This window comes from Prosthecobacter sp., from assembly GCF_020439865.1.
GTDB lineage: Bacteria > Verrucomicrobiota > Verrucomicrobiia > Verrucomicrobiales > Verrucomicrobiaceae > Prosthecobacter.
In genome coordinates this window covers 35388-56125 of record NZ_JAGRPF010000129.1, presented here as the reverse complement: position 1 = coordinate 56125, position 20738 = coordinate 35388, and the positions used below count along the sequence as shown (strand labels likewise).

17 protein-coding genes are annotated in these 20738 nt (G+C 60.4%); 4 read left to right on the top strand and 13 right to left on the bottom strand.

Features of this window, described 5'->3' with window-relative positions:
* Nucleotides 1-115: 115 nt before the first annotated feature.
* Complete coding sequence (locus KDL09_RS15295) at nt 116-520, bottom strand: peptide chain release factor-like protein (protein ID WP_294386813.1); 405 nt, start codon at nt 518-520, stop codon at nt 116-118.
* Nucleotides 521-598: 78 nt separating this feature from the next.
* Between KDL09_RS15295 and KDL09_RS15290 the strand changes: the two genes are divergently transcribed.
* On the top strand, nt 599-1396 hold the full coding sequence (locus KDL09_RS15290; RefSeq protein WP_294386810.1) for a thymidylate synthase: 798 nt from the start codon (nt 599-601) through the stop codon (nt 1394-1396).
* A 65-nt stretch (nt 1397-1461) separates the two neighbouring features.
* Here KDL09_RS15290 and carA read toward each other — a convergent pair whose 3' ends face one another.
* The 4 genes from carA to KDL09_RS15270 form a co-directional block, all read right to left on the bottom strand.
* Entirely contained in the window at nt 1462-2628 is a 1167-nt protein-coding gene (gene carA, locus KDL09_RS15285) for a glutamine-hydrolyzing carbamoyl-phosphate synthase small subunit (RefSeq protein WP_294386807.1), read from the bottom strand.
* A gap of 70 nt (nt 2629-2698) precedes the next feature.
* Nucleotides 2699-4270 carry a class I tRNA ligase family protein gene (locus tag KDL09_RS15280; protein WP_294386805.1) on the bottom strand — a complete coding sequence of 524 codons (1572 nt, stop codon included), beginning with the start codon at nt 4268-4270 and terminating at the stop codon, nt 2699-2701.
* A 121-nt stretch (nt 4271-4391) separates the two neighbouring features.
* Nucleotides 4392-8024, bottom strand: coding sequence for a c-type cytochrome domain-containing protein (locus KDL09_RS15275; protein WP_294386803.1), 3633 nt, complete (start codon nt 8022-8024; stop codon nt 4392-4394).
* Between the two features lie 152 nt (nt 8025-8176).
* Entirely contained in the window at nt 8177-9349 is a 1173-nt protein-coding gene (locus tag KDL09_RS15270; RefSeq protein WP_294386798.1) for a PQQ-dependent sugar dehydrogenase, read from the bottom strand.
* Nucleotides 9350-9487: 138 nt separating this feature from the next.
* Between KDL09_RS15270 and proS the strand changes: the two genes are divergently transcribed.
* Nucleotides 9488-11002 (top strand): proline--tRNA ligase, encoded by a 1515-nt coding sequence (proS, locus tag KDL09_RS15265; protein WP_294386797.1) that lies wholly within the window; start codon nt 9488-9490, stop codon nt 11000-11002.
* A gap of 7 nt (nt 11003-11009) precedes the next feature.
* On the opposite strand, the gene KDL09_RS15260 is transcribed toward proS, so the two are convergent.
* The 7 genes from KDL09_RS15260 to KDL09_RS15230 all read right to left on the bottom strand — a co-directional run bounded on the left by KDL09_RS15260 (nt 11010) and on the right by KDL09_RS15230 (nt 16948).
* The gene (locus KDL09_RS15260) at nt 11010-11897 is read right to left on the bottom strand and encodes a PQQ-binding-like beta-propeller repeat protein (RefSeq protein WP_294386794.1); all 888 of its coding nucleotides are present in this window, start codon (nt 11895-11897) and stop codon (nt 11010-11012) included.
* 88 nt (nt 11898-11985) lie between these two features.
* The gene (locus KDL09_RS15255; protein WP_294386791.1) at nt 11986-12603 is read right to left on the bottom strand and encodes a redox-sensing transcriptional repressor Rex; all 618 of its coding nucleotides are present in this window, start codon (nt 12601-12603) and stop codon (nt 11986-11988) included.
* A 66-nt stretch (nt 12604-12669) separates the two neighbouring features.
* The gene (locus tag KDL09_RS15250) at nt 12670-13434 is read right to left on the bottom strand and encodes a hypothetical protein (protein WP_294386788.1); all 765 of its coding nucleotides are present in this window, start codon (nt 13432-13434) and stop codon (nt 12670-12672) included.
* 23 nt (nt 13435-13457) lie between these two features.
* Complete coding sequence (locus KDL09_RS15245) at nt 13458-14384, bottom strand: ABC transporter permease subunit (RefSeq protein ID WP_294386784.1); 927 nt, start codon at nt 14382-14384, stop codon at nt 13458-13460.
* Nucleotides 14381-15244 carry an ABC transporter ATP-binding protein gene (locus tag KDL09_RS15240; RefSeq protein ID WP_294386779.1) on the bottom strand — a complete coding sequence of 288 codons (864 nt, stop codon included), beginning with the start codon at nt 15242-15244 and terminating at the stop codon, nt 14381-14383. The genes KDL09_RS15245 and KDL09_RS15240 overlap by 4 nt, the downstream gene beginning before the upstream one ends.
* A gap of 10 nt (nt 15245-15254) precedes the next feature.
* Entirely contained in the window at nt 15255-15530 is a 276-nt protein-coding gene (locus KDL09_RS15235; RefSeq protein ID WP_294386776.1) for an acylphosphatase, read from the bottom strand.
* Entirely contained in the window at nt 15530-16948 is a 1419-nt protein-coding gene (locus tag KDL09_RS15230) for a hypothetical protein (RefSeq protein WP_294386774.1), read from the bottom strand. Before KDL09_RS15230 ends, KDL09_RS15235 begins: the two co-directional genes overlap by 1 nt.
* Before the next feature lie 147 nt (nt 16949-17095).
* Between KDL09_RS15230 and folP the strand changes: the two genes are divergently transcribed.
* Entirely contained in the window at nt 17096-17935 is an 840-nt protein-coding gene (gene folP / locus KDL09_RS15225; protein WP_294386771.1) for a dihydropteroate synthase, read from the top strand.
* A 21-nt stretch (nt 17936-17956) separates the two neighbouring features.
* Here the strand turns inward: folP and KDL09_RS15220 are convergent, their stop codons facing one another.
* On the bottom strand, nt 17957-19093 hold the full coding sequence (locus KDL09_RS15220) for a hypothetical protein (RefSeq protein ID WP_294386767.1): 1137 nt from the start codon (nt 19091-19093) through the stop codon (nt 17957-17959).
* Nucleotides 19094-19290: 197 nt separating this feature from the next.
* On the opposite strand from KDL09_RS15220, the gene KDL09_RS15215 reads away from it, so the two are divergent.
* Nucleotides 19291-20688 (top strand): DUF1501 domain-containing protein, encoded by a 1398-nt coding sequence (locus KDL09_RS15215; protein WP_294386764.1) that lies wholly within the window; start codon nt 19291-19293, stop codon nt 20686-20688.
* The last annotated feature ends 50 nt before the right edge of the window (nt 20689-20738 follow it).

Sequence of the window (20738 nt, the reverse complement as noted above, 5' to 3'; positions counted from 1 at the left end):
GTGGGATCGGGAAAGTTGATGTCGTAGTTGAACTCGGAGGGGGCGGTGAGGACGAGCGCTTTCATGGGAGCGCGGATCATGCCGCGAGAGCGCCCGCTGGCAAGAAAGTTCGCCGTTACTCGTCGCCCGCCACCTTGCCGCGTCCCTGCTTGATGCCGGCGCGGTGGCGTTTTCCCGCCACGTAGCGACGTTTCAGGCCGCGCGGCCGGTCGCGGGTCTGGCGACGTTTCTTCTCGCGCTCGTTTTGGGCATCGAGCTTCACCTTTTGAAAAATGGCCTCAAGGCGGTCGCAAAGCTCGTGGCGGGCGATCAGGCGGTTCTGCGATTGCGAGCGCTCGCGCTGGCAGCGCACCTCGATGCCGCTCGGGATGTGCCGCAGTACTACGGTGGAGCTGGTTTTGTTGATCTTCTGGCCGCCGGCGCCAGAGCCGCGAATGAACGACTCCTCCAGATCCTCCTCGGTAATGCGGAGTTTCTGCATGCGGGTGCGCAGGGCGTTGTCTTCAGGCAGGTCGGCCATGCGCGGAGCATCGGGGCAGGGGAGCGCTGCCGCAACCGCCGCGTTTGCATCCGGCGCGCGGCCCGCTATGACTGCGCGATGGAAGAATACCACCGCCTGCTGCGCAAAGTGCTCGAACACGGAAGCTACCGTGAGGACCGCACGGGCACCGGCGCGTACTCCGTATTTGGCGAGCAAAGCCGCTACGACGTCAGCACCCTGTTTCCTCTCGTGACGACGAAGAAGCTGCACCTGCGCTCGATCATCCACGAACTGCTGTGGTTCCTGAAAGGTGACACGAACGTAAAGTATCTGCAGGAGAACAAGGTGACCATCTGGGACGAATGGGCGGACGAGAATGGCGATCTCGGCCCGGTTTATGGCGCGCAATGGCGCCGCTGGCAGGGCGCGCCCGGCGCGGAGCCGGTGGACCAGATTGCCCGCCTCATTCACGGCCTCAAAACGAATCCGTATTCGCGCCGTCACATCGTCAGCGCGTGGAATGTGCCGAACATCGAAAAGATGGCGCTCCCGCCCTGCCATTGCCTGTTTCAGTTCTTCGTCGATCAAGGGAAGCTCAGTTGCCAGCTCTATCAACGCAGCGCCGATCTCTTCCTCGGCGTGCCGTTCAACATCGCCAGCTATGCGCTGCTCACCATGATGGTCGCGCAGGTCTGCGACCTTCAGCCCGGCGAATTCGTCCACACCTTCGGCGATCTGCATCTCTACGCGAACCACCTCGAGCAGGCGAAACTCCAGCTCACCCGCGAGCCGCGCCCTTGGCCGGTGATGAAAATCAATCCCGCCATCAAAGACATCGACGGCTTCCGCTTCGAGGACTTCACTCTCGAAGGCTACGACCCGCATCCGGCGATCAAGGCCGAGATCGCGGTGTGATGGGAGGGCAAATCTCCGTTTTTGCCCATTTCAAGACGGCAACGCCGGAGCATTGCCCTCCATGATCAACGTCCGGTCTCAATCATCCGCGCAAATTCGGCGAAGAAGTACTTCGCGTCATGCGGGCCGGGGGCGGCTTCGGGATGGTATTGAACGCTGAGCACGGGGGCTTCGCGGTGCCGCATGCCTTCGACGGTCCCGTCGTTGAGGTTGATGTGCGTGACTTCGACATTGCTGGGCAGTGACGAGGGATCGATGGCGAACCCGTGGTTCTGGCTGGTGATGGACACCTTTCCGTTGCGCAGGTCCTTGACGGGCTGGTTGCCACCACGATGACCGAACTTGAGCTTGAAGGTCTTGCCGCCGTAGGCGTGGCCGAGAATCTGATGTCCAAGGCAGATGGCGAAGATGGGCTTCTTGCCGATGAGCTGCTTCACCTCCTGATGGATGTAATCGAGCGCCGCCGGATCGCCGGGGCCATTGGAGAGAAAGATGCCGTCAGGATTCTTGTCGAGCACCCCCTTGGCGCTGGTAGACGCAGGAACGACGTCGACGCGGAAGCCTTGCTGCCGCAGACGGCGCAGAATGTTGCGTTTCACTCCGAAGTCGTAGGCTACGATGTGGTGCTTCGCCTCAGGAAGAGGATGGCGCACGACGCCGTCAGCGCCGGGCTCGCGATTTTGGGATGGGCTCGGAATGTCCCAGTCGCCACTTTCGGTGCCTTCGGGATCCCAGAGGTAGGGGGCCTTCGTGCTGACTTCCTTGACGTAGTCGCTGCCTTCCATCGTCGGACTGGCGGAGGCGAGTTTCACGGCCTCCTCGGCGTTCGCGGTGGTGGTGATGACAGCACGCATCGCGCCACGGGTGCGCAGGTGGGTGGTCAGGGCACGGGTGTCGATTCCCTGAATGCCGGGGATATTCCATTCCTTGAGGTAGGCGTCGAGGCTCTGGGTGCTGCGCCAGTTGCTGGGCACGTCGCAGAGTTCTTCGATGACGAATCCGCGCACATGCGGCTGGTCGCTCTCCGTGTCGAGCGGGTTCACCCCGTAGTTCCCGATCATCGGATACGTCATGGTCACGATCTGACCGCGGTAGGAGGGATCGGTGAGAACCTCCTGATAACCGCTCATGGAGGTGTTAAAGCAGATTTCGCCGGTGTGGGTGGCTTCGGCGCCGAACGCCGTGCCTTCAAACACCCGGCCGTCTTCGAGGGCGAGGAGGGCTTTCTTCATCAAGTTGCGGCGCTGGTCATAGCCAGAAGCGCGGAGGGTGCAAGGAATGATCTCGACGCGATTCCGAGCCTCATTTTTCCTCCACGATTTCCAGGCGCGGAAACAGGGGCATCGGTGCGCCGAGCTGGTGGCCGCTTTGCAGCAGTCCCCACTTCAAATCTTGGACCAGGAAGCCTTCCGGCAGCTCCCAGCTGATCTGTGAGCGGGCTGCGGCCATCGCGGCCGGCATGATGGGATTGAGCAGCACGGAAACATGCGTGAGGGCCTCCGCGAGGTGGTAGAGCACGCTGTCGAGGCGGGCGGCCTGCGCGGGATCTTTGGCGAGCGAGAACGGTTTCGTGCTGTCCACGAAGGCATTCGCATGCGTGACGATTTTCCACGCGGCGGCGATGCCTTCGTGGATGTCCCAGCCGTTCATCTTCTCGATGTAGAGTGGTGTGGCGTCGGTGACGGTCTGGCGAAGCGCCTGGTTGATCTCGTCGTCGTAGTCGCCGGGCGTGAGCACGCCGTTGCGATACTTCTGCGCCATGTTGATCGAGCGATTGAGCAAGTTGCCCAGGCCACCGGCGAGTTCCTTGTTGTAGCTCATGATGATGCGCTCGTCGCTGAAATCGGCGTCGTATCCGGTGGCGATGTCGCGCATGAGGTAATAGCGCAGGCCGTCGGGGGTGAAGGTGCCGGAGAGCACGTTCGGATCAATGACGTTGCCGAGGCTCTTGCTCATCTTTGCGCCCTTCACATTCCACCAGCCGTGGACGATGAGTTTCGGGATCTGATCGTCGGGAAAACCGAGCGCATGAAGCATGATCGGCCAGTAAACGGCATGTGCGGGCACGAGGATGTCCTTGCCGATGACTTCGGCATCCGCGGGCCAGATTTTTTCAAATTGAGGCAGGCCTTCGTTGCCGACCTCGTCCGCCATGTAACCGGCGAAACTGATGTAGTTCGTCAGCGCGTCGAACCAGACGTAGTTGACGAACTTTTCGTCGAAGGGCAGGGGAATGCCCCAGCTCAGGCGTTCGAGCGGACGTGAAATGCACAGGTCCTGCGCATTGCCTTCGAGTGAATTGAGCACATCGTTCGCGCGATGTGGCGGATAGATGAAATCGGGATTGCCGCGGATGTAATTCTTCAGCCACTCGACGTGGTCGCTGAGGCGGAAGTACCAGTTCTCCTCCTGCAACTCCACGACCTCGCCCCACTCTTCGCCGAACTGGCCGTCTGGGCCGCGCTCCTTGTCAGTTAGGAACTGCTCCTGGCGCACGGAGTAGAAGCCCGCGTAGCTCTTTTTGTAGAGCTGGCCGCAGTCGTGAAGCTTTTGCAGCATCGCCTGGACGACGCGCTTGTGCTTGATGTCCGTCGTCGCGGCCCAGCCGTCGAAGCGCACGTTCAGCTTCTCCCAGAGCGCGGTGAAATGCTGCGTAATGCCATCGACAAACTCCTGTGGCGTCTGTCCGGCCTTTTCCGCACTCTTCTGCACTTTCTGGCCGTGCTGATCCACCCCGGTGAGAAAATAAACCTCGCGTCCGTTCAGCCGCTGAAACCGTGCCATCACGTCCGCCAGCACCTTTTCATAAGCGTGTCCGATGTGCGGAGGCGCGTTGGTGTAATCGATGGCGGTGGTGATGTAGTAGGGCTTCACGGTGATAATGGGGCGCGAATCATGTCGCGGATTGGCGCAGGGGCAAGGTGAAGGAATGGAACAAAAAATGGGGGCCACTGGCCCCCATTCGTGGATTTGATGAATTCGAGGGAAACGTGGGTCACTCCGGCAGCATCGTCAGATACTGCTCGGTCATCTGCTTCACTTTCGTGCGCATGGGCTCGAGCTGTGGCTGGAGCTTGGCGAGTTCGGCGGTGGCCTCGGCAATGATCTTGTCCTTCTCGGGAATTTCCTTCGTGGCGGCGGCGATGCTCGCTTCGGCATCGGATTTCTTCTTCTTCGCGCCTTCGAAGTCGGTGTTCGCCTTGGCGACTTCAGCCTTCTTGGCATCGAGAACCTTTTGTTCGGCGTCCAGTTTGCCGTGAGCTGCGGCGTAGGCCTGCTCAAGCGGCGGAAGGGCGGTTTTGGCGGCGGCGATTGCGGCATTCAACGGCGCGATTTTGGCTGCATAATCCTTTTCGATGGCGGCTGGTGCGGCCTGCTTGTCAGCGAGGGCCTTACTTTGGGCTTCGATTTCTTTGGCGATGCTGTCACGTTGGCCACGCAGAGGGGCGGCGACCTTGTCAGCTGCGGCGAATTCGTTTTTCGCGGCAGCCTGCTGCTGTTCCGTCTGCTTGGCGGTGGCTGTCGTCTTGGCCACCAAGGCGGTTGCGGCGCCGGCGGCACTCTTGGCAGCCTCAAAGGCCTGTACAGCGGAATTTTTGGCAGCCCGCTTGGCGTCGAGGTCCTTTTGAGCATTCGCCTGAGCCGTGGTGGCATCGGCGACCGCCTTGTCCGCTGCTGCGACTTTGGCAACAAGGGCGGCGTCACCGGCTTTGGCTTCGAGTTCTTTTTTCGCGGCGGCTGCGGCTGCTTGGGCAGGTGCGATTTTTGCCTTCGTGTCGTTGAGGGCTTTCTCCGCGGCTTGAACGGCGGTGTTGGCGGGAGTCACGGCGGCTTCAGCCTTCTTCAAAGCGGCGGTTTTGGCACCGGCATCTGCGGTGGCATCAGCAACCGCCTTCTTGGCGGCGGCGAGTGCGGTGTCTTTTGCTGCCAGCGCATCCTGCTTGGCCTTGGCTGCTTTTTCAGGTGCGGCGAGCTTGGCGTTGACTTCGGCGATGCTCTTTTTCCTGGCGTCGATCACCTTGGCAATGTCTTCCGCTGCCTTTTTGGCGGCGGCAATGGCGTCATCCTTGGCCCTGGCTGCTGCGGCGATTTCCGCTTCCTTGGTGGCGATGATTTTCTTCTGCTCATCGACCTTGGCCTTGGCGGCGGCATCGGCGTCGCGAGTTGGCTTGGTGGAGGTTTCGAGCGCAGCGGCCTCGCCTTGAAGTTTCTTCAAAGCAGCCTCGAGCCCGGGCTGCGCGGCGGTGGATTCAGCGATGGCTTTCTTGCTGTCTTCAATGCGCTTGGCGGCGGCAACTTTGGCGGCTTCCGCATCTTTTTTGGCTTCGGTGAAGTCGCTGAAATCAGTCTCGAGCTTGGCGAGTTTCTCTTTTTCGGCGAGCACGCCGGTGTTGAACTGTGCCGCCTTGAGTTCAGTAGGGACCTTTTGAAGGACACCGATCTCGTCGTTGGCGGATTTGGCGGCGAATTGAGCAGCTGCGAGGTTGTTCTTGCCGGTGGCGACATTGCTCTCGGCGCTCTTGATGCGATCCGGACCGGCTTTGACGAGCGCTGGCAGTTTCGGGAGCTCGGCCTTCTTCGCGGCGATGCTTGCGGTGGCCGCTTTGATCTTGGCGTCGGTTTCGGCGATTAGCTTGTCAAGGTCAGCGACCGGCGCAGGCGCGGCACCGAGTGCAGCTTTCGCTTTGGCGATCGCGTCCGCGAGCTGGGCGGCCTTGGCCTTGCTGGGGGCGATTTTTTGCTGGGCTGCTTTTGCGGCGGCGAGTTTGCCTTCGAGATCCTTGACCTTGGCGGTGAGGGCTGCGTCGCCAGCTTTGGCTGCGAGTTCTTTCTTGGCACCTTCGAGCGCGGCAGTGGCATCGGCGACGGCTTTGTCTGCGGCGGGAAGCTTGGCGGCTTCTGCGGCGACCGGCGCGAGTTCTTTTTCCTGCACGGCGATCTTGGCAGATTTTTCGCCAAAGGCTTTGATCGCAGCGTTGCGGGCGGCCTTGTCCTGATCGGCTTTGGTGCGGGCGGCTTTGAGGGCGGCCAGCGCTTTTTCCTCATTGGCGATTTCGCCCGGGTAGGCCTTGCTGCGGCGGTCGTTCTCGGCGACTTCGGCGCGCACTTTGGCGAGTGCCTCTTCACGCCCCTTGGTATCGGCCTCTGCCTTTTTGACGGCTTCCTGCAGCGAAGGCAGTTTCCCGGTGAGTTCGGCCATGCGCTGTTCGGCCTGGACGATGCGTTGGGCGATTTGGGACGGGTTGCTGGTGAGCTGGCCTGATTCGACAAGCTGCGGAGCGCCGAGCTGCCACATCTTGATCTCACCGCGCCAGTTGGCCGAGATGGCGGATTTAGAGTCGAACAGGGCGATGACCTTGGTCACGAGATCACCCTGGCTAGGCGCCTCGGCAAGCTTGTTGCCGTTAACGTCCCAGACTCGGACGAGGCCGTCGTTACCGGAGGACACGATTTTGCCATCAGGTGTGAAGGAGACCGACTGCACACCGCCGCCGTGCGCTGCCCAGTTTTTAACCTGCTTGCCTTCATTCATCTCCCACGTGGTGATCGTGCCGTCCATCGAGCAGGAGGCGAGGATGTTTGAGTCAGCGCGCCAGGCAAGATCGACACAGGAACCCTTGTGCTGGCCGAGGATGTAGAACTCGCCGCCGTTGGCAGCCTCCCAGACATTGACGTTGCCGTTGCGGTCGGTGGTGGCGAGCAGGACACCATCCGGGCTGAACGCGGTGCTCATGACCCATTCGGTGTGCTTGCTGATCGTATACAGCTCTTCGCTTGTGGCAGTGTCATACACTTTGACCTTCTTCGACGGGCTGCCGATGACGATCATCTTGTGATCCGGACTGATGTCGGCGGACATGACCTGATCGAACTCCTTGCCGACTTCGGTGATGCGCCGGCCGGTCTTCACATCCCATACGATCGCGTGGCCATTTTTTCCGGCACGACCGCCGCCCATGATAAGCAGGGAGCCGTTGCGGCTGAAGCGCAGGCTGCGGGCGTAACCTTCCTCGTAGGGGAAGATGCCTACGAGCTGCTTGGTGTCAGTGTCATAAAGCAGGATCTGCTTCGGTGCTGCGAGCGCCATCAGTGACGTCCAAGGGCTGGCGGCCATGGCCGTGATGGCCGTTGTATGCTGAGTGACGATGACGGGTTCGAGCAGCACGTGCTCGGGCTTCGCGATCGGACCGTCAGGCTTGCCGCCGGTGACCGCGACGGCCATGTCGACCTTGGGTTTGTCCGACTTTTTGGCAATGGATGACTTGGTGTCGAGGATGCCGCCCTTGATCCATGCGGCGAGGAGATCAAGATCCTTGGTGCTGAGAGGAGCGCCTTCGGGCGGCATGAAGGGTTCTTCCTTCTTCGCGCAAGTCGTCCAAAGCCGGCTGCTGTCCGCGTTTCCTGCATCGACCACCGCACCACCGCCGCCGCCGTTCATGAGCGCGCCGAAACTGGTCAGGTCGAGGTCGCCCTTTTTCTTGTCGGGGTTATGGCAGGAAAAGCATTTGTTCTCCAGCAGCGGGCGAATGTGGTCTTGATAGGTGATCTTTTCGCCAGCGTCCTGGGCATGAAGGGACACTGCGGCGAGAGCCGCGCAGGTCAGCGAGAGGGTGGTTTTAGACTGCATAGGGGGATAATGCGGGACTACGCCGGATGTGGGCGCAGACTTTCGAGGGAGTGATGGAGGTCAAAGAATGGTCAGGAACGCCAAGATATGGTCAAAGGGTGCCTCGACCCATGACTCATTGACGCAAAACCAGTCTGACGGCAAAAAAGCGGTTACTTGCCCACCTTGTAGATCGCACCGTTCCAGTCGAGCACGAGGAGTTCGCCTGCGGCGTTGGCGCAGAAGGCGGTGGGCTTGACGAGAACGGTGGGTTTCTTCTTCGGGTTGTCAGCCGGCGTCTGCGGGCTGGTGTAGAGGAGGTCGTTGGAGAGTTTTTTGCCGCTGTCGTCGGTCTTGAGCGCCCAGATTTTGCCGATCACGAAGTCGCCGTAAACATACGCGCCTTGGAGTTCGGGCAGCGATTTGCCAGTGTAAACGATGCCACCGGTGATGCTGAGGCCCTCGGCGTGATTGTAGGAATGAATCGGCTCGATGAACTTCGCATCGGCAGGGGGCGTGTCGGTGTTGAGAGGGAAGGGGGCCGGGCCTTCGCGGAACTGCCAGCCGTAGTTGCCGCCGTTGGTGATCCAGTTGATCTCTTCCCAGATGTCCTGGCCGACGTCGGCGCACCAGAGGTGGCCTTTGGCGTCAAAGCTCAGGCCCCAGGGATTGCGGATGCCATTGGCGTAGATCTGTGGGAGGGCGTTCACACCGCTCGCATACGGATTGTCGGCAGGAATGCCGTAGGCGTTGTGATACTCGCGGCCGTTGACATCGATGCGGAGGATTTTGCCATAGAGCGTGGCGTTGAGCTGGGACATCTTGAGTTCGCCGTTGCGCTTCGAGTTGTCGCCGACGCCGATGTAGAGATAGCCATCAGGGCCGAAGACAATGTTGCCCCCGTGGTGGTTCCAGTTCACCAACGGAACTTCGATCAGGGTACGCTCGGTTTTCTCGTCGGCCTTGTCGCCATTGGCCTTCATCTCGGAGACGACAAGGCGCTTCGGCATCTGCATCGTGTAGCAGAGGTAGAAGAGACCGTTGTCCTTGAACTTCGGATGGAAGGCGAGGCCGTTGAGCCCTTCTTCAAACAGACCGTCCTTCGCTTCCATGCCGCGTGGGGAGAGATCGAGGAAGGTTTTGGCCTCAGTGCCCTGTTCGTCTTTCGGCAGGATGAGGATCTGCCCGCGCTGAAGCGCGAGAAACTCGCGACCACTGCCGTCGTCGGGAATCACCACGGCGATAGGCCGCTCGGTGGTGATTTTTTCATAAACACGGGTCAGCTTGTGGGTGTCTGCCGCGAAGGCGGCGGTGGCGATGAGGGCGAGGCAAAGGAGCGGGCGCATAATGAGAGTGAGGTAGAAAGCGTAAGCCGGACGACTCTTGCAGGGCAATGCAGAAATGTGGTTTTCCGAGGCGAATGAATCGCGGCGGATTTGACCGGTTGCTGTTTGCCTCTACTCTGCGCTCCCCCATCACCGTCCATGAGCAACGCCACCGCCATCACTCCCACCCGCGAAAAAGATTTCCCCGAATGGTACCAGCAGGTCGTTCGTGCCGCCGACATGGCGGAAAACTCCGAAGTGCGCGGCTGCATGGTGATCAAGCCCTGGGGCTACGGCCTCTGGGAAAACATCCAGCGCCAGCTCGATGCGAAGTTCAAGGAGACCGGCCATGTGAACGCCTACTTTCCGCTGCTGATCCCGCTGAGCTACCTCGAAAAGGAGGCGCAGCACGCGGAAGGTTTTGCCACCGAGTGTGCCGTGGTCACGCATCACCGTCTCGAAGCTCAAAAGCAGGAAGACGGCACCACGAAGATGATCCCCACCGGCGAACTGGCAGAGCCGTTTGTGATTCGTCCGACTTCGGAGACGATCATCGGAGCCGCCTTTGCCCGCTGGGTGGAGAGCTATCGTGATCTGCCGCTGCTGATCAACCAGTGGTGCAACGTGATGCGCTGGGAGATGCGTCCGCGTCTGTTCCTGCGCACTGCCGAGTTCCTCTGGCAGGAAGGACACACCGCGCACGAAACCGAGGAGGAGGCCATCACGGAAACTCGCACGATGCACAAAGTGTATGAGGAGTTCCTCCGTGATCATCTGGCCATTCCCGTGATTCCCGGAGAGAAGACCGAACGCGAGCGCTTTCCGGGTGCGGTGCAGACCTTCACGGTCGAGGCGATGGTGCAGGACAAGAAAGCCATTCAGGCCGGCACGTCTCATTACCTCGGCCAGAACTTTTCGAAGGCGGCGAACATCCAGTTCCTTGGACGGGACAACACGCGCCAGTTCGCGTACACCACGAGCTGGGGCGTCAGCACGCGCATGATCGGCACGCTGATCATGGCGCACGGGGACGATGACGGCGTCATCATTCCGCCACGTGTGGCTCCGAATCAGATCGTCATTCTGCCCGTCACGCCGAAGCCCGAGACGCGGGATGAGGTCATTGCCGCCTGCGAGGCGCTGGCAAAAACGCTGCGTGCGCAGACTTATGCGGGCGAGCCGCTTCGTGTGCATGTGGACAAGCGTGATCTTCAGGGCGGTGCGAAAAACTGGGAGTGGATCAAGAAAGGCGTGCCGATGCGGCTTGAAATGGGACCGCGTGACATCACCAGCCGCAGCGTGGCGGTTTGCCGCCGTGACCAGGGCCCGAAGGCGAAGGAATTTGTGCCGAAGGAAGACCTCATCCGGTCCGTGGTCGAGCGTTTGGAGGAGATCCAGGACGCGTTGCTCGCCCGTGCCACGGCGTTGCGCGACTCGAACATGAAGAAGCTTGAAACCATGGATGAGTTCAAAGCCTTCTTTGCCGAGAACTCGGAAGGCGGTTTCGCCCTCATGCACTGGGCTGGCAGCAGCGATGATGAGGAGACTCTCAGCAAGGAGCTTAAAGTCACCATCCGCTGCATTCCGCTGGGGGACCAGTATGCCGAGGAGGGCAAGTGCTTCCTCACCGGCAAACCGAGCTCACGTCGAGTGGTGTTCGCGCGCAGCTATTGATTCCGCTTCAGCGCAGAATTTCGCCCTTCGTCACATCGCCGGGCACGTCCAGCAGCATGATCTGATTGATCGTCTTGAACTGGGTGTGGTCGGCGACCTCCCAGACGACTTTCTTGTCTCGGGTGACTTCGATCACCTGCGGCTGTTCGCCGAGGTGACCGTGGCCGAGATAGACACAGAAGATGGTGTTGCCGTTGGGCAGGCGCTGGCAGCCGGCCATGAGACGCAGCGTGTTTCCGGGCAGGTCGTTCTCGTTGAGCTCCCACACGCTTTTGGCTTCGGCGTCGAACTCGATGACCTTGTGTCCATCGCCGCAGGTGACGAGCAGATGGCCGTCCGGCAGTGGCACGACTTCATGCGGATCGCCGGGCACTTTGATTTCGCGCAGCACTTTGCCGTCGCCATCGAGTTCGACGATTTTCCCTTCGCCCTTGAAGCAGACGAGGTAGTGACCATTGGCGAGCTTGCGGGTGCCGCGGAACTGGTTGTGCAGCTTGATCTCTGGCGCGGCGGTCAATTTGATCTCCTTGGCGATCTTTCCGGTGCGATCGACCTCGATGATCCGGCTGGTGCCGCACTCGACGATCATCACATTGCCATCCGGCAGCGGCTGGCATGCATGAACCTCGACTTTGACATCCATCGGGGCCTTGTATTCCCAGACAATCTTCTTGTCCGGGGTCACCTCCAGAGCGCCGCTGACAAAACAGAAGAGGTAGTTTCCGTTCGGCAGTTTCCAGCAGTCCTGCGGGCTTTTGCAGTCCCACTGCCACTCAATTTTGCCCTCGGCAGAGACGACGCAGACTTTTCCCCCACCGTAATCGCAGCATAGGAACGGATGTGCTGCGTTGGCGGACAGTGTGAATGCAAGCAGAAGGGCAAAGAGACGGGTCATGTCGATGTGCGGTGGAATGGGTCCGACATCAACGCAAGCGGCATCGCGTTTGCTTCAAGTCATTGTTCCCGACGGCGTGCGCCGTGGTTCAACGGATGAAGTAGCTCAGATTCTCCAGCTCCACCGCCAGATCGACGCTGTTCACGACGACATGCTCCGGCACGTCGAGCACGGTGGGCGAAAAGTTCAGGATGGCCTGGATGCCGTCGCGCACCATGTCATTGACCACGGTCTGGGCGCTGTTGGCCGGCACAGAGAGGATGGCCATCTTCACATGATTACGGCGGATGAACTCCGCCATGTCGGTCATGGCAAGCACAGGCACGCTGACCTGCGGGATCTTCCGCGGCGCCAGATCGAAGGCTGCAGCGACTTCAAAGCCTTCCTTGCGGAATCCGCCGTAGCGCAGGAGCGCCGAACCTAGGTTCCCGACTCCGACTAGAATGACCGGCTGCAGTTTGTTTTGGCCTAGAACCTCACCGATCGTGCCGCTCAGGGCGTCCACATTGTATCCCAGACCGCGGGTGCCCAGCTGTCCGAAATAGGCCAGATCTTTGCGCAATTGGGTGGATTTCACCCCGGCGGCCTTCGCCAGAGCGGCAGAGGACACGGTGTCCACCTGGTTCTCGCGCAGACGCTGCAGGCAGCGCTGGTAGATCGAGAGGCGGTAGATCGACTTGCGTGGAATGTCTATTTTGGCTGGCATTGGTTGGAGCATGTGAAATTTCACCCGGATAGAGTGGATGTCAATTGTGCCAACCCTTTAGCCCTTTCACCTTTGCGGCCCTGTCGGGGGCTTGGGAGCCTGTTTTGCCGGGTCTGGATCGGGAATGCGCATATCCGGAGCGATGTGGAGGTTCTTCTCCAGCAGCTTCAGAAACTCGATCAGGCCAGGCGTGGCTTTGTTCTCGTCATAGAGACGTTTCAGAATGGCGTAGCCCTTCTTCCATGACTCAGGATCGTTAGATTGAGCGTAGGCATAGGCGGCGAAGCGTTCGGTGAAATTGAGACCGCCATGTTTAAATGACTGAAGGTAGGCGTCTCCTGACGCCTTGTAATCCTTGCTGCGGTTCCAGTGCAGGTCTCCCAGCTTTTGCCAGAGGCGCGGGTTGTCAGGCATGAGCCGAAGCCCTTCTTTCAGTATGTCGTTGCCGCGCTGTACATAGTCGTGGAAAAGCTTTCCGCGCAGCGCGGGTTTCAACTCCTCGTTGTACAAGTAATAAGAGGCCGCATTGTAGGCCATGTGCCAGGAGGCCTCCTCCCAGTAGCGGGCGACTCTTGGCTGGAGCTGTGTCACAAACCCATAGTATTTGTCCACTTCTGCCCAGTTCACCCGTGTGAATTCCACATGGGCGCGCAGCTGAAAAATGGTGGCGATCAACCCGCGTAATCCGCCGAATGTGGCTGCAAGACCCATCTGTCCCATGTTCCCTTCCACGCCCATGTGCAGCGGTTCATCCACCAGGCGCATCGCGCGTAGATCATGCGTCACGTGCTGCTCCAGCGGCAGTTTGAGCCCACCAAAGATCAGCATCACGGCGGCGGCCTGGAGTTTTCGCTTCATAGCTCCTTCTCCACAAATACCAGATGGGTGATGAACAGATAAACCGTCATGTAGAGCGCCGCGATGCCGGTCATGTCATACACGGCCGCCCAAGGCACGATTTCGCCGTTGGCCACGCTGTCCACGATGTCAAACTGGGCGAGGTCGGGGCAGATGGCGGCCAGCACCAGTGTGGCGATTCGTTTCGTTGTGCTCCCCAGATGCGGCTGAAACACGAATTCGCGGATCAGCGCTTCTCCGTGGCCGATGATCGTGACGCAAAAGGTGATCACTATGGTGAACAGCGTCGAGCTCGCGAGACAGGAGAGCAGCAGGGCAACGGTGGTCACGACAGAGGCCTTCAAAAAGATGGCCCACACCGCCCAGTGCAGATTCCACGTGAGGCCCTGCCGGGCCACGATCTCGCGAACCTGTGCGATGGCTTCAGGAGTGTCCTGCTTGGTTTGATGCAGCTGGAACAGATAGGCGTCATAAAGTCCTGACTGCTGTGTCCAAAGAATGAGGCTCAGCACTGCATCAATGATGACCAGGCCGGAGGCGATAAGCATCAGCACGCCAAGCAGCTTGCCCAGTACGTAGTCAAAGCGTGGCACCGGCTTGGAAAGGATGGTGTAGAGCGTGCGGTCTTCCAGATCCTTCGGCAGCAGCAGGGCCGTGGCGACGATGCCAAACACGATGCTGAAAATCTGCAGGACTCCCAAGGACATGCTCTTGAAGCTGCTAAGCTGCTGCTCGGGGTTGACCACCGAGGAGCCTCCAACCCCTATCAATGCCACCAATGCGCAGAAGACCAGCAGGAACGGCAGGATCTTCATTCGCATCAGCTGTGTCATCGTCGCATAGGCCAGGGTCCATACGCGTCTGGGAGAGAAGCGCACCGGGGCCGCGGAGGCGGCGGCAGAGCTGGGGGAGTCTTGGGTCATGGCTTTTTCGCTTCGTTGGTCGCTTCAATGAACAGCCGCTCCAAAGTCGTGCGTGGATGACCGCTGCGCAGCAGGCGCGTGTCTCCGCCTTCGGACTTCACCAGTTCATGGATCTTCGCCAGCAGGGCGGGGGAGGCGTTCTCCAGCACCATCTCGGTTTGATTCTCTACGGCGATCAGGTCCTCCAGCCGTCCTTCACGCACCATGCGACCGCGCGCCATGATGCCCACGCGGTCACAGACCTCCTGCATCTGCTCCAGAAGGTGCGAGGTCACCAGCACCGTTATGCCGCGCGAGCGGAACTCGATGATCAGGTCACGGATGATGCGCGAGCCTGATGGGTCCACTCCTGCCGTGGGCTCATCCAAAACGAGCAGCCGGGGCTCGTGAATCAATGCCTGCGCGAGTCCGAGCCGCTGCAGCATGCCTTTGGAATAACCGCCCACCCGCCGTGCCGCGGCGTCTTCAAGGCCGGTCAGCGCCAGCATCTCCGAGGCGCGTGATTTCAGCTTCTCGCCGCGCATGCCGCACAGGCTGCCATAGAAGTGCAGCGTCTCGCGTCCGGTCAGGTGCTTGTAGAAATACGGGTTCTCCGGCAGAAACCCCACGCTGTGACGGCTGGCTACCTCCGTGCTCGGCACGCCGAAGATGCTGGTGTCGCCTTCCGTCGGCTTCAGCAGGCCCAGAATGACCTTCATCGTGGTCGATTTGCCGGAGCCGTTGGGGCCGATGAGCCCGTACACCTCGCCAGCCTTCACTTCGATGGACAAATCATGCACCGCGCGAAACGCTCCTTTGCCAAGGCCGCCTTTGAAGACCTTGGTCAGATGGTTGACGGAGACTGCGGGCGTGTCGGACATGGCGGAATAATCAATGTGCGATGTTGAATCCGCGCAAGCCTGGCTGTGCGGCGACAGCCTTGACCTCGCGTTCCTTGATGTGTGATCCCAGGCTGCTCTGCTGAATGTCCTCGAGAAAAGCTTCGAGCTCGTCGGCTTCAAACGATTGCGCCATCATCTCCACGCGGCCGTCAGGCAGATTTTTGACCCAGCCGGTTACATCAAAGCCCGAGGCGATGCGCTTCGTGCTGTATCGAAATCCCACGCCTTGGACGTGGCCGGTATAAAAAACATGTTTGGCTGTCATTACTTCATCAAAAGTTTCAAGGCGGTCCTGACTTCTTCATTGGCCGCTTCGATCAACACCACGCCGGCGTCGCCTCGATTGCGCAGCAGGCTCACGAAACGGCCCTGCGCGGTGAATTCGGCTTCCCCCTTAGTCTGGTAGCGTTGCTTCAATGCATTCAGCATCGCCTTGAAAAAGGCATCGGCGGAGGACTTGTCCATGAAGAGCGCCTGCCATGCGGCATGGTCGCTTTTGGCTCCGCCGTCCGCCGCCCACGCCAGCAGGCGGTCCGCAACAAGGCCACGCGCGCCGAGTGCCGCGTCTTCATCTTCGTTGTAAGTGCGTAGCGCGGTCACGCAGGCGAATTTGCCGAGACGGTCGTCGAGAAACGGCAGCACGCCGCTGAGCTTCACGTCATCGAGCTGGATCTCGACCGGCGCAGGCCGCTCAGGATCGAGATACACCTCGGGTTCAATCACCTCCGCCGTGCTGATCGGTGGTCGGCTGTAGGCGGCGTTGAGTTGCTCGAAATTTCCCGCGCTGTGCAACGTCTGCGCGAAATCAAACCCGCGGCTGAAGGGAAACAGCGCCAGCTCACGCAGAAACGCGGGCATCGGCACCTGATTGAGCGGATGATCCGGATCTTCAGATGGCAGATCCTCCTTAGGCGCCGAGGCGGGGTTTTGCAGCGAGTGCAGAAAGCGCGTGAGCGCCGCATCACCGGAGATCAACGAATCACGCGCGATTCGCATGTCAGTCGTCATCGGTCCATGCTGCGGCTGATACAAGATGCCGCCGTACTCGCGCAGCAACTGGCCGAAGGCGATGCCCAGCGGTTCGTTGTCTGTCACTGAAGGGCCGGTTGCCGTGGAGGGATCGACGGTGAACATCGTCTCCGATTCCTCGTCGTACCAGCCGCCGAGCTGGCGTGCCAGCAGTGCCGCGCGGAGCGGCAGCGGATCGATTGCCTCAGGGATCCAGCCGAGGGCCGCAAGTCCGCGGGCGAGTTTTTTCCCCTCGTCGTTCGGCTGCTGACGTTTCAGCCACGCGAGGATGGCCATCTCCACCTCCTCCTGGCTTACCGAAGTCGTCACCAAAGGCAGTGCGTGAAGCTTGCGCATCTTCATCATCTCAAGCCCCATGCCCACAAAATCCGGGGCCACGCCATCGTCCGGCAGGACCACAGGCGGAGCGTTCTTCATCCCGATCGATCCGAGCTTTTGCAGCAACTCCGCATTCTCGTCCTTCAGCACATCATTCTGCCCCTGAAGATACTCGATCTGTCCCTGCAGGAGCACGATCTGCTTCTGCAAATCCTCCACCGTGCCGTTTGTCACATTGATGGGCTCTGCTCCGGATGTCGCCTGCTTTTCAGGCTTCAACCCCGCCAAAAACCAAGCCGTCCCGCCTCCGAGGGCGAGAAGAACGATCAGAAGCACGGCGGGGTTGGCTTTCATCATCCGAACATGAAGCGAAAAACAGCGCGGGCAATCTTGCCCGCCATTCTTCCGCGAACTTTTTCGCTTGGCTGGTTCTTCATCGCCACTCAACATGAGCGTCAGCGGGGCGAAGTGCCCGCACCACCTATGCTTCGCTGGCGTTTCGGCAACCACGATATCGATCTCACGGATCGCGGCCTTATCATGGGCATCGTCAATGTCACGCCTGACAGCTTCTCCGACGGCGGCCGCTTCAACGACCCCGGCCGTGCTGTCGAACATGCCTTCACCTTGATTGCGGAAGGCGCAGACATCCTCGACATCGGCGGTGAATCCACCCGCCCAGGCGCCGAACCCGTCGAAGAGGCCGAAGAACTCCGCCGCGTGCTGCCCGTGATCCGCGCCGTGCGTTCGCAAACGAAGGCGCTCATCTCCATCGACACGATGAAAGCCGCCGTCGCCCGTGCCGCGCTCGATGCCGGGGCCGACATCATCAACGATGTTACCGGCCTGCGTGCCGATGCCGCCATGCCGCGTCTCGCCGCCGAGACGAACGCCGGGCTCGTCGTCATGCACATGACCGGCACGCCGCAAACCATGCAGGCAAACCCGCACTACGACGATGTCGTTGCCGTGGTGCGCAGCTATTTCGAAAGTCGTCTGCGTCTGCTTGAAAACGAGGGCATCGACCTCGAACGCGTCGTGCTCGATCCTGGTTTTGGCTTCGGCAAGACCTTGGATCACAATCTTGCCCTCATGCGAGAGCTCTCGCAGTTTGCCACTTTGCGTCCGCTCCTCATCGGTGTCTCGCGCAAGTCGATGATCAGTAAAGTCCTTCACTCCGACGAGATGGACGACCGCTACTGGCCCACCATCGCCCTCACCGCCCACGCCCGCGAACACGGCGCCCGCATCGTCCGCGTCCATGACGTGAAGCCAAACGTGCAGGCGCTGCGGATGATGGAGGCTATTTTGAATGGTGCTTAAACGTGAAGCGCGTCGCCAGCTTCACGCTCCGAAATGCGGAATCCCCAACTTCTTCGCCACGCGTTTCGGACGGCGCATGGCTTCTTCCATGCGCTGGGCTTCATCGGCACCGCGAACGTCCTTGCAATCCGGATGCGACTCCGGCGCGTCGATGAGGCCAAGTTGATGCAGCACGTGCGCGGTGCTGTGTTTGTAGGGCGAAGCGCTCATGCGTTCGTCGAGTCGGAAAACGAGGTCTTCGAAGGATTGGAAGGCTTCAAAGAGCTTGTACACGCGTGTGTCGAAGCGGCCGGTGCCGGTCTTGAATTTCTTGTCGGCCACGCTGTCGAGCAGCCACATGTCCTTCGCTGCACAGATGAGCGGGCAGGCGCTGACGCCCGCGCCGATGAGCAATGGCAGGCCGAGTTTGATCGCTGTGGCGATGCCGTAGTCGTCGCCGCTGTGCGGAGAGAAGGGCAGCTTGAGTCCTTTGCACATCGCCGCCCAGTAGTGGAAATGCGGCTCGTCGAGCGTGCTCACCTTGCCGCCGACATACTTCGGATGCAGCGCGATCTCATGGAACAGCCATGGATCAAACGGCGTGGCCCACGGCACGAAGGACGGCTCCAGCGCGTGCGCGATGCCCGGACGGATCAAATGCTCGGCGATCTGGAAGTACGCGTCGCGTCGAGGTTCGTTTTCTAGCGTGTTGAGCAGCTTGCTGGTCATGATCATCATCTCGCAGTTGTCGTGCTCCTGCGCTATGTCGAGCAGCGGCCAGTAGCGCTCCGCTTTGAACGCGGTGTCGTTCTCCGCACCGCGTGCGGTGACGCCGGCGATAAAGCGCTGATCTGGAAACTCCGCGCGGAAGCGCTTCAGCACCTCGGCGTAGAGTTCGTTGCTCAAATCAAAGATGTAGCCCGTGTCCGCATTGAGCACGAACACGACCTCGACGCCGTAATGCGCCGCGCATTGCTGCATCCAGCGCACGCTCTTATTGAAGCCGTCCCAGTCGGGCTGCTTGTCCTTGAACGGCAGCAGCGTGGCGACGCACAGACGCGCCTTCGTCGCGTGATCGACGAGTTCCTCTTCGCTCGTGTAGGCCCAGACCGTCTCATTCCAGGCGGTGGAGGGCTTCAGGTCGGCGGGATTCGAAATGAGGGCGCGGTTGTCAGGCATGCGGCATGTAGAGCATGCAGGACGCGGCAGGCCAAGACGAAATCCGAATGCCTGCGATTGGAAATGGTGATCCAAGATGTTCCTGTTCGAAGCAAAAGAGATCCTTCGCAGGACAAAGGACTTCATGGGGATGTATCTGGCAAAGTAGGGCTGGATGGGAAAGCAGGCGTGGCTCGATGACGTAGTTGCTCGCGCCCATGTTGACCATTTCGACCAGCCCTTCAGGCAGGCGCCGCCGCAGCTTCCTCAAAGCTGGCGTGATGGGCATCGGTTCGCTCGGCTTGGCCGATTTGTTGCGTGCCGAGTCGGCCGCAGGCATTCGTTCTTCGACAAAGGCCGTGATCAACATCCATCTCGACGGTGGCCCGCCTCAGATGGATCTCATAGACCCGAAGCCGGACGCGCCGAGTGAGATCCGTGGCGAGTTCAAATCTCTGCCGACCAAGATTCCCGGGCTGCATCTGACCGAACTGCTTCCGCGACTGGCGGCGAATGCGGACAAATATGTCTTCCTGCGCTCGCTCGTGGGCGCGGCGGGCGCACACAACGCGTTTCAATGCCAGTCAGGCTTTGAGGAAAAGGACCTTGCCTTCATCGGTGGCCGTCCCGCGATGGGATGTGTGGTGAGCAAGTTGCTGAGCACCTCGAAGGACTCTGCGCCTGCCTTTGTTGATCTCATGCAGGGGCGTGCTCTCGTGCGAAACAGCGCGCGCCCGGGCTTTCTTGGTGCCGTGTGCTCGCCGTTTCGTCCGGACATTTCGCAGGTTTTCGAGCGCCAGTTGGAGGAGGGCATGAAGGCTGAACTAGCGCGTCGTGGTCAGGGTCACAGTCAAAGTCTCGCGCTGACCAAGGGGCTGACGGTCGGTCGTCTTGAAGACCGAGTTTCTTTGCTGCGCGATCTAGACACCATCCGCCGGGACATCGATTCGAGCGGATCCATGCACGCGCTGGACGAGTTCACGCAGCTTTCGCTCGGCATTCTAACTTCGGGAAGATTCGCCGCGGCGATGGATCTGGGCCGGGAGGATCCGAAAGTCCTCGAACGCTACACGCCGCGCATTGTGCGGCCTGCGGACGTCGCCAATTCGATGGAGAGCCCGAAGTGTGCGCAGAAGTTCCTGCTCGCGCGGCGATTGGTCGAGGCCGGCGTGCGCTGCGTGAGCATCTCCATCAGCGATTTCGACACGCACTCGCGCAATTTCTCCGCCATGCGCTACCTCGGCCCGCTGGTCGATCACGCGCTGCACACGCTGGTGACTGATCTCGACGAACGCGGTATGCTGCAGGACGTGATGATCATCGTGTGGGGTGAGTTTGGCCGCACGCCGAAGATTAACAGCAAGGCCGGGCGTGATCACTGGCCGAAGGTGGCCATGGGCATCATGGCGGGCGGTTCCTTGAAGACCGGTCAGGTCATCGGTGCGACGGACAAACAGGCTGCGGAGGCCGCCGAGCGTCCGGTGCATTATCAGGACGTCATCGCCACGCTGTATCAGCACCTCGGCATCGACGCGCGCGGCACCACGCTGACCGACACGACCGGCAGACCGCAGTATCTCGTCGATCTCGGCCAACCGATCGCGGAGATCATTTGAGATGTTCCGGCAAGTCAGACGATGTGGCGGCGTAGGTTTCGCAGCCATTC

Bases quoted from the DNA above. Each gene is read 5' to 3' on its own strand.
- KDL09_RS15295 (WP_294386813.1), bottom strand. From the start codon at position 520: ATGGCCGACCTGCCTGAAGACAACGCCCTGCGCACCCGCATGCAGAAA.
- KDL09_RS15290 (WP_294386810.1), top strand. From the start codon at position 599: ATGGAAGAATACCACCGCCTGCTGCGCAAAGTGCTCGAACACGGAAGC.
- carA (WP_294386807.1), bottom strand. From the start codon at position 2,628: ATGAAGAAAGCCCTCCTCGCCCTCGAAGACGGCCGGGTGTTTGAAGGC.
- KDL09_RS15275 (WP_294386803.1), bottom strand. From the start codon at position 8,024: ATGCAGTCTAAAACCACCCTCTCGCTGACCTGCGCGGCTCTCGCCGCA.
- KDL09_RS15270 (WP_294386798.1), bottom strand. From the start codon at position 9,349: ATGCGCCCGCTCCTTTGCCTCGCCCTCATCGCCACCGCCGCCTTCGCG.
- proS (WP_294386797.1), top strand. From the start codon at position 9,488: ATGAGCAACGCCACCGCCATCACTCCCACCCGCGAAAAAGATTTCCCC.
- KDL09_RS15260 (WP_294386794.1), bottom strand. From the start codon at position 11,897: ATGACCCGTCTCTTTGCCCTTCTGCTTGCATTCACACTGTCCGCCAAC.
- KDL09_RS15255 (WP_294386791.1), bottom strand. From the start codon at position 12,603: ATGCCAGCCAAAATAGACATTCCACGCAAGTCGATCTACCGCCTCTCG.
- KDL09_RS15245 (WP_294386784.1), bottom strand. From the start codon at position 14,384: ATGACCCAAGACTCCCCCAGCTCTGCCGCCGCCTCCGCGGCCCCGGTG.
- KDL09_RS15240 (WP_294386779.1), bottom strand. From the start codon at position 15,244: ATGTCCGACACGCCCGCAGTCTCCGTCAACCATCTGACCAAGGTCTTC.
- KDL09_RS15235 (WP_294386776.1), bottom strand. From the start codon at position 15,530: ATGACAGCCAAACATGTTTTTTATACCGGCCACGTCCAAGGCGTGGGA.
- folP (WP_294386771.1), top strand. From the start codon at position 17,096: ATGCTTCGCTGGCGTTTCGGCAACCACGATATCGATCTCACGGATCGC.
- KDL09_RS15220 (WP_294386767.1), bottom strand. From the start codon at position 19,093: ATGCCTGACAACCGCGCCCTCATTTCGAATCCCGCCGACCTGAAGCCC.
- KDL09_RS15215 (WP_294386764.1), top strand. From the start codon at position 19,291: ATGTTGACCATTTCGACCAGCCCTTCAGGCAGGCGCCGCCGCAGCTTC.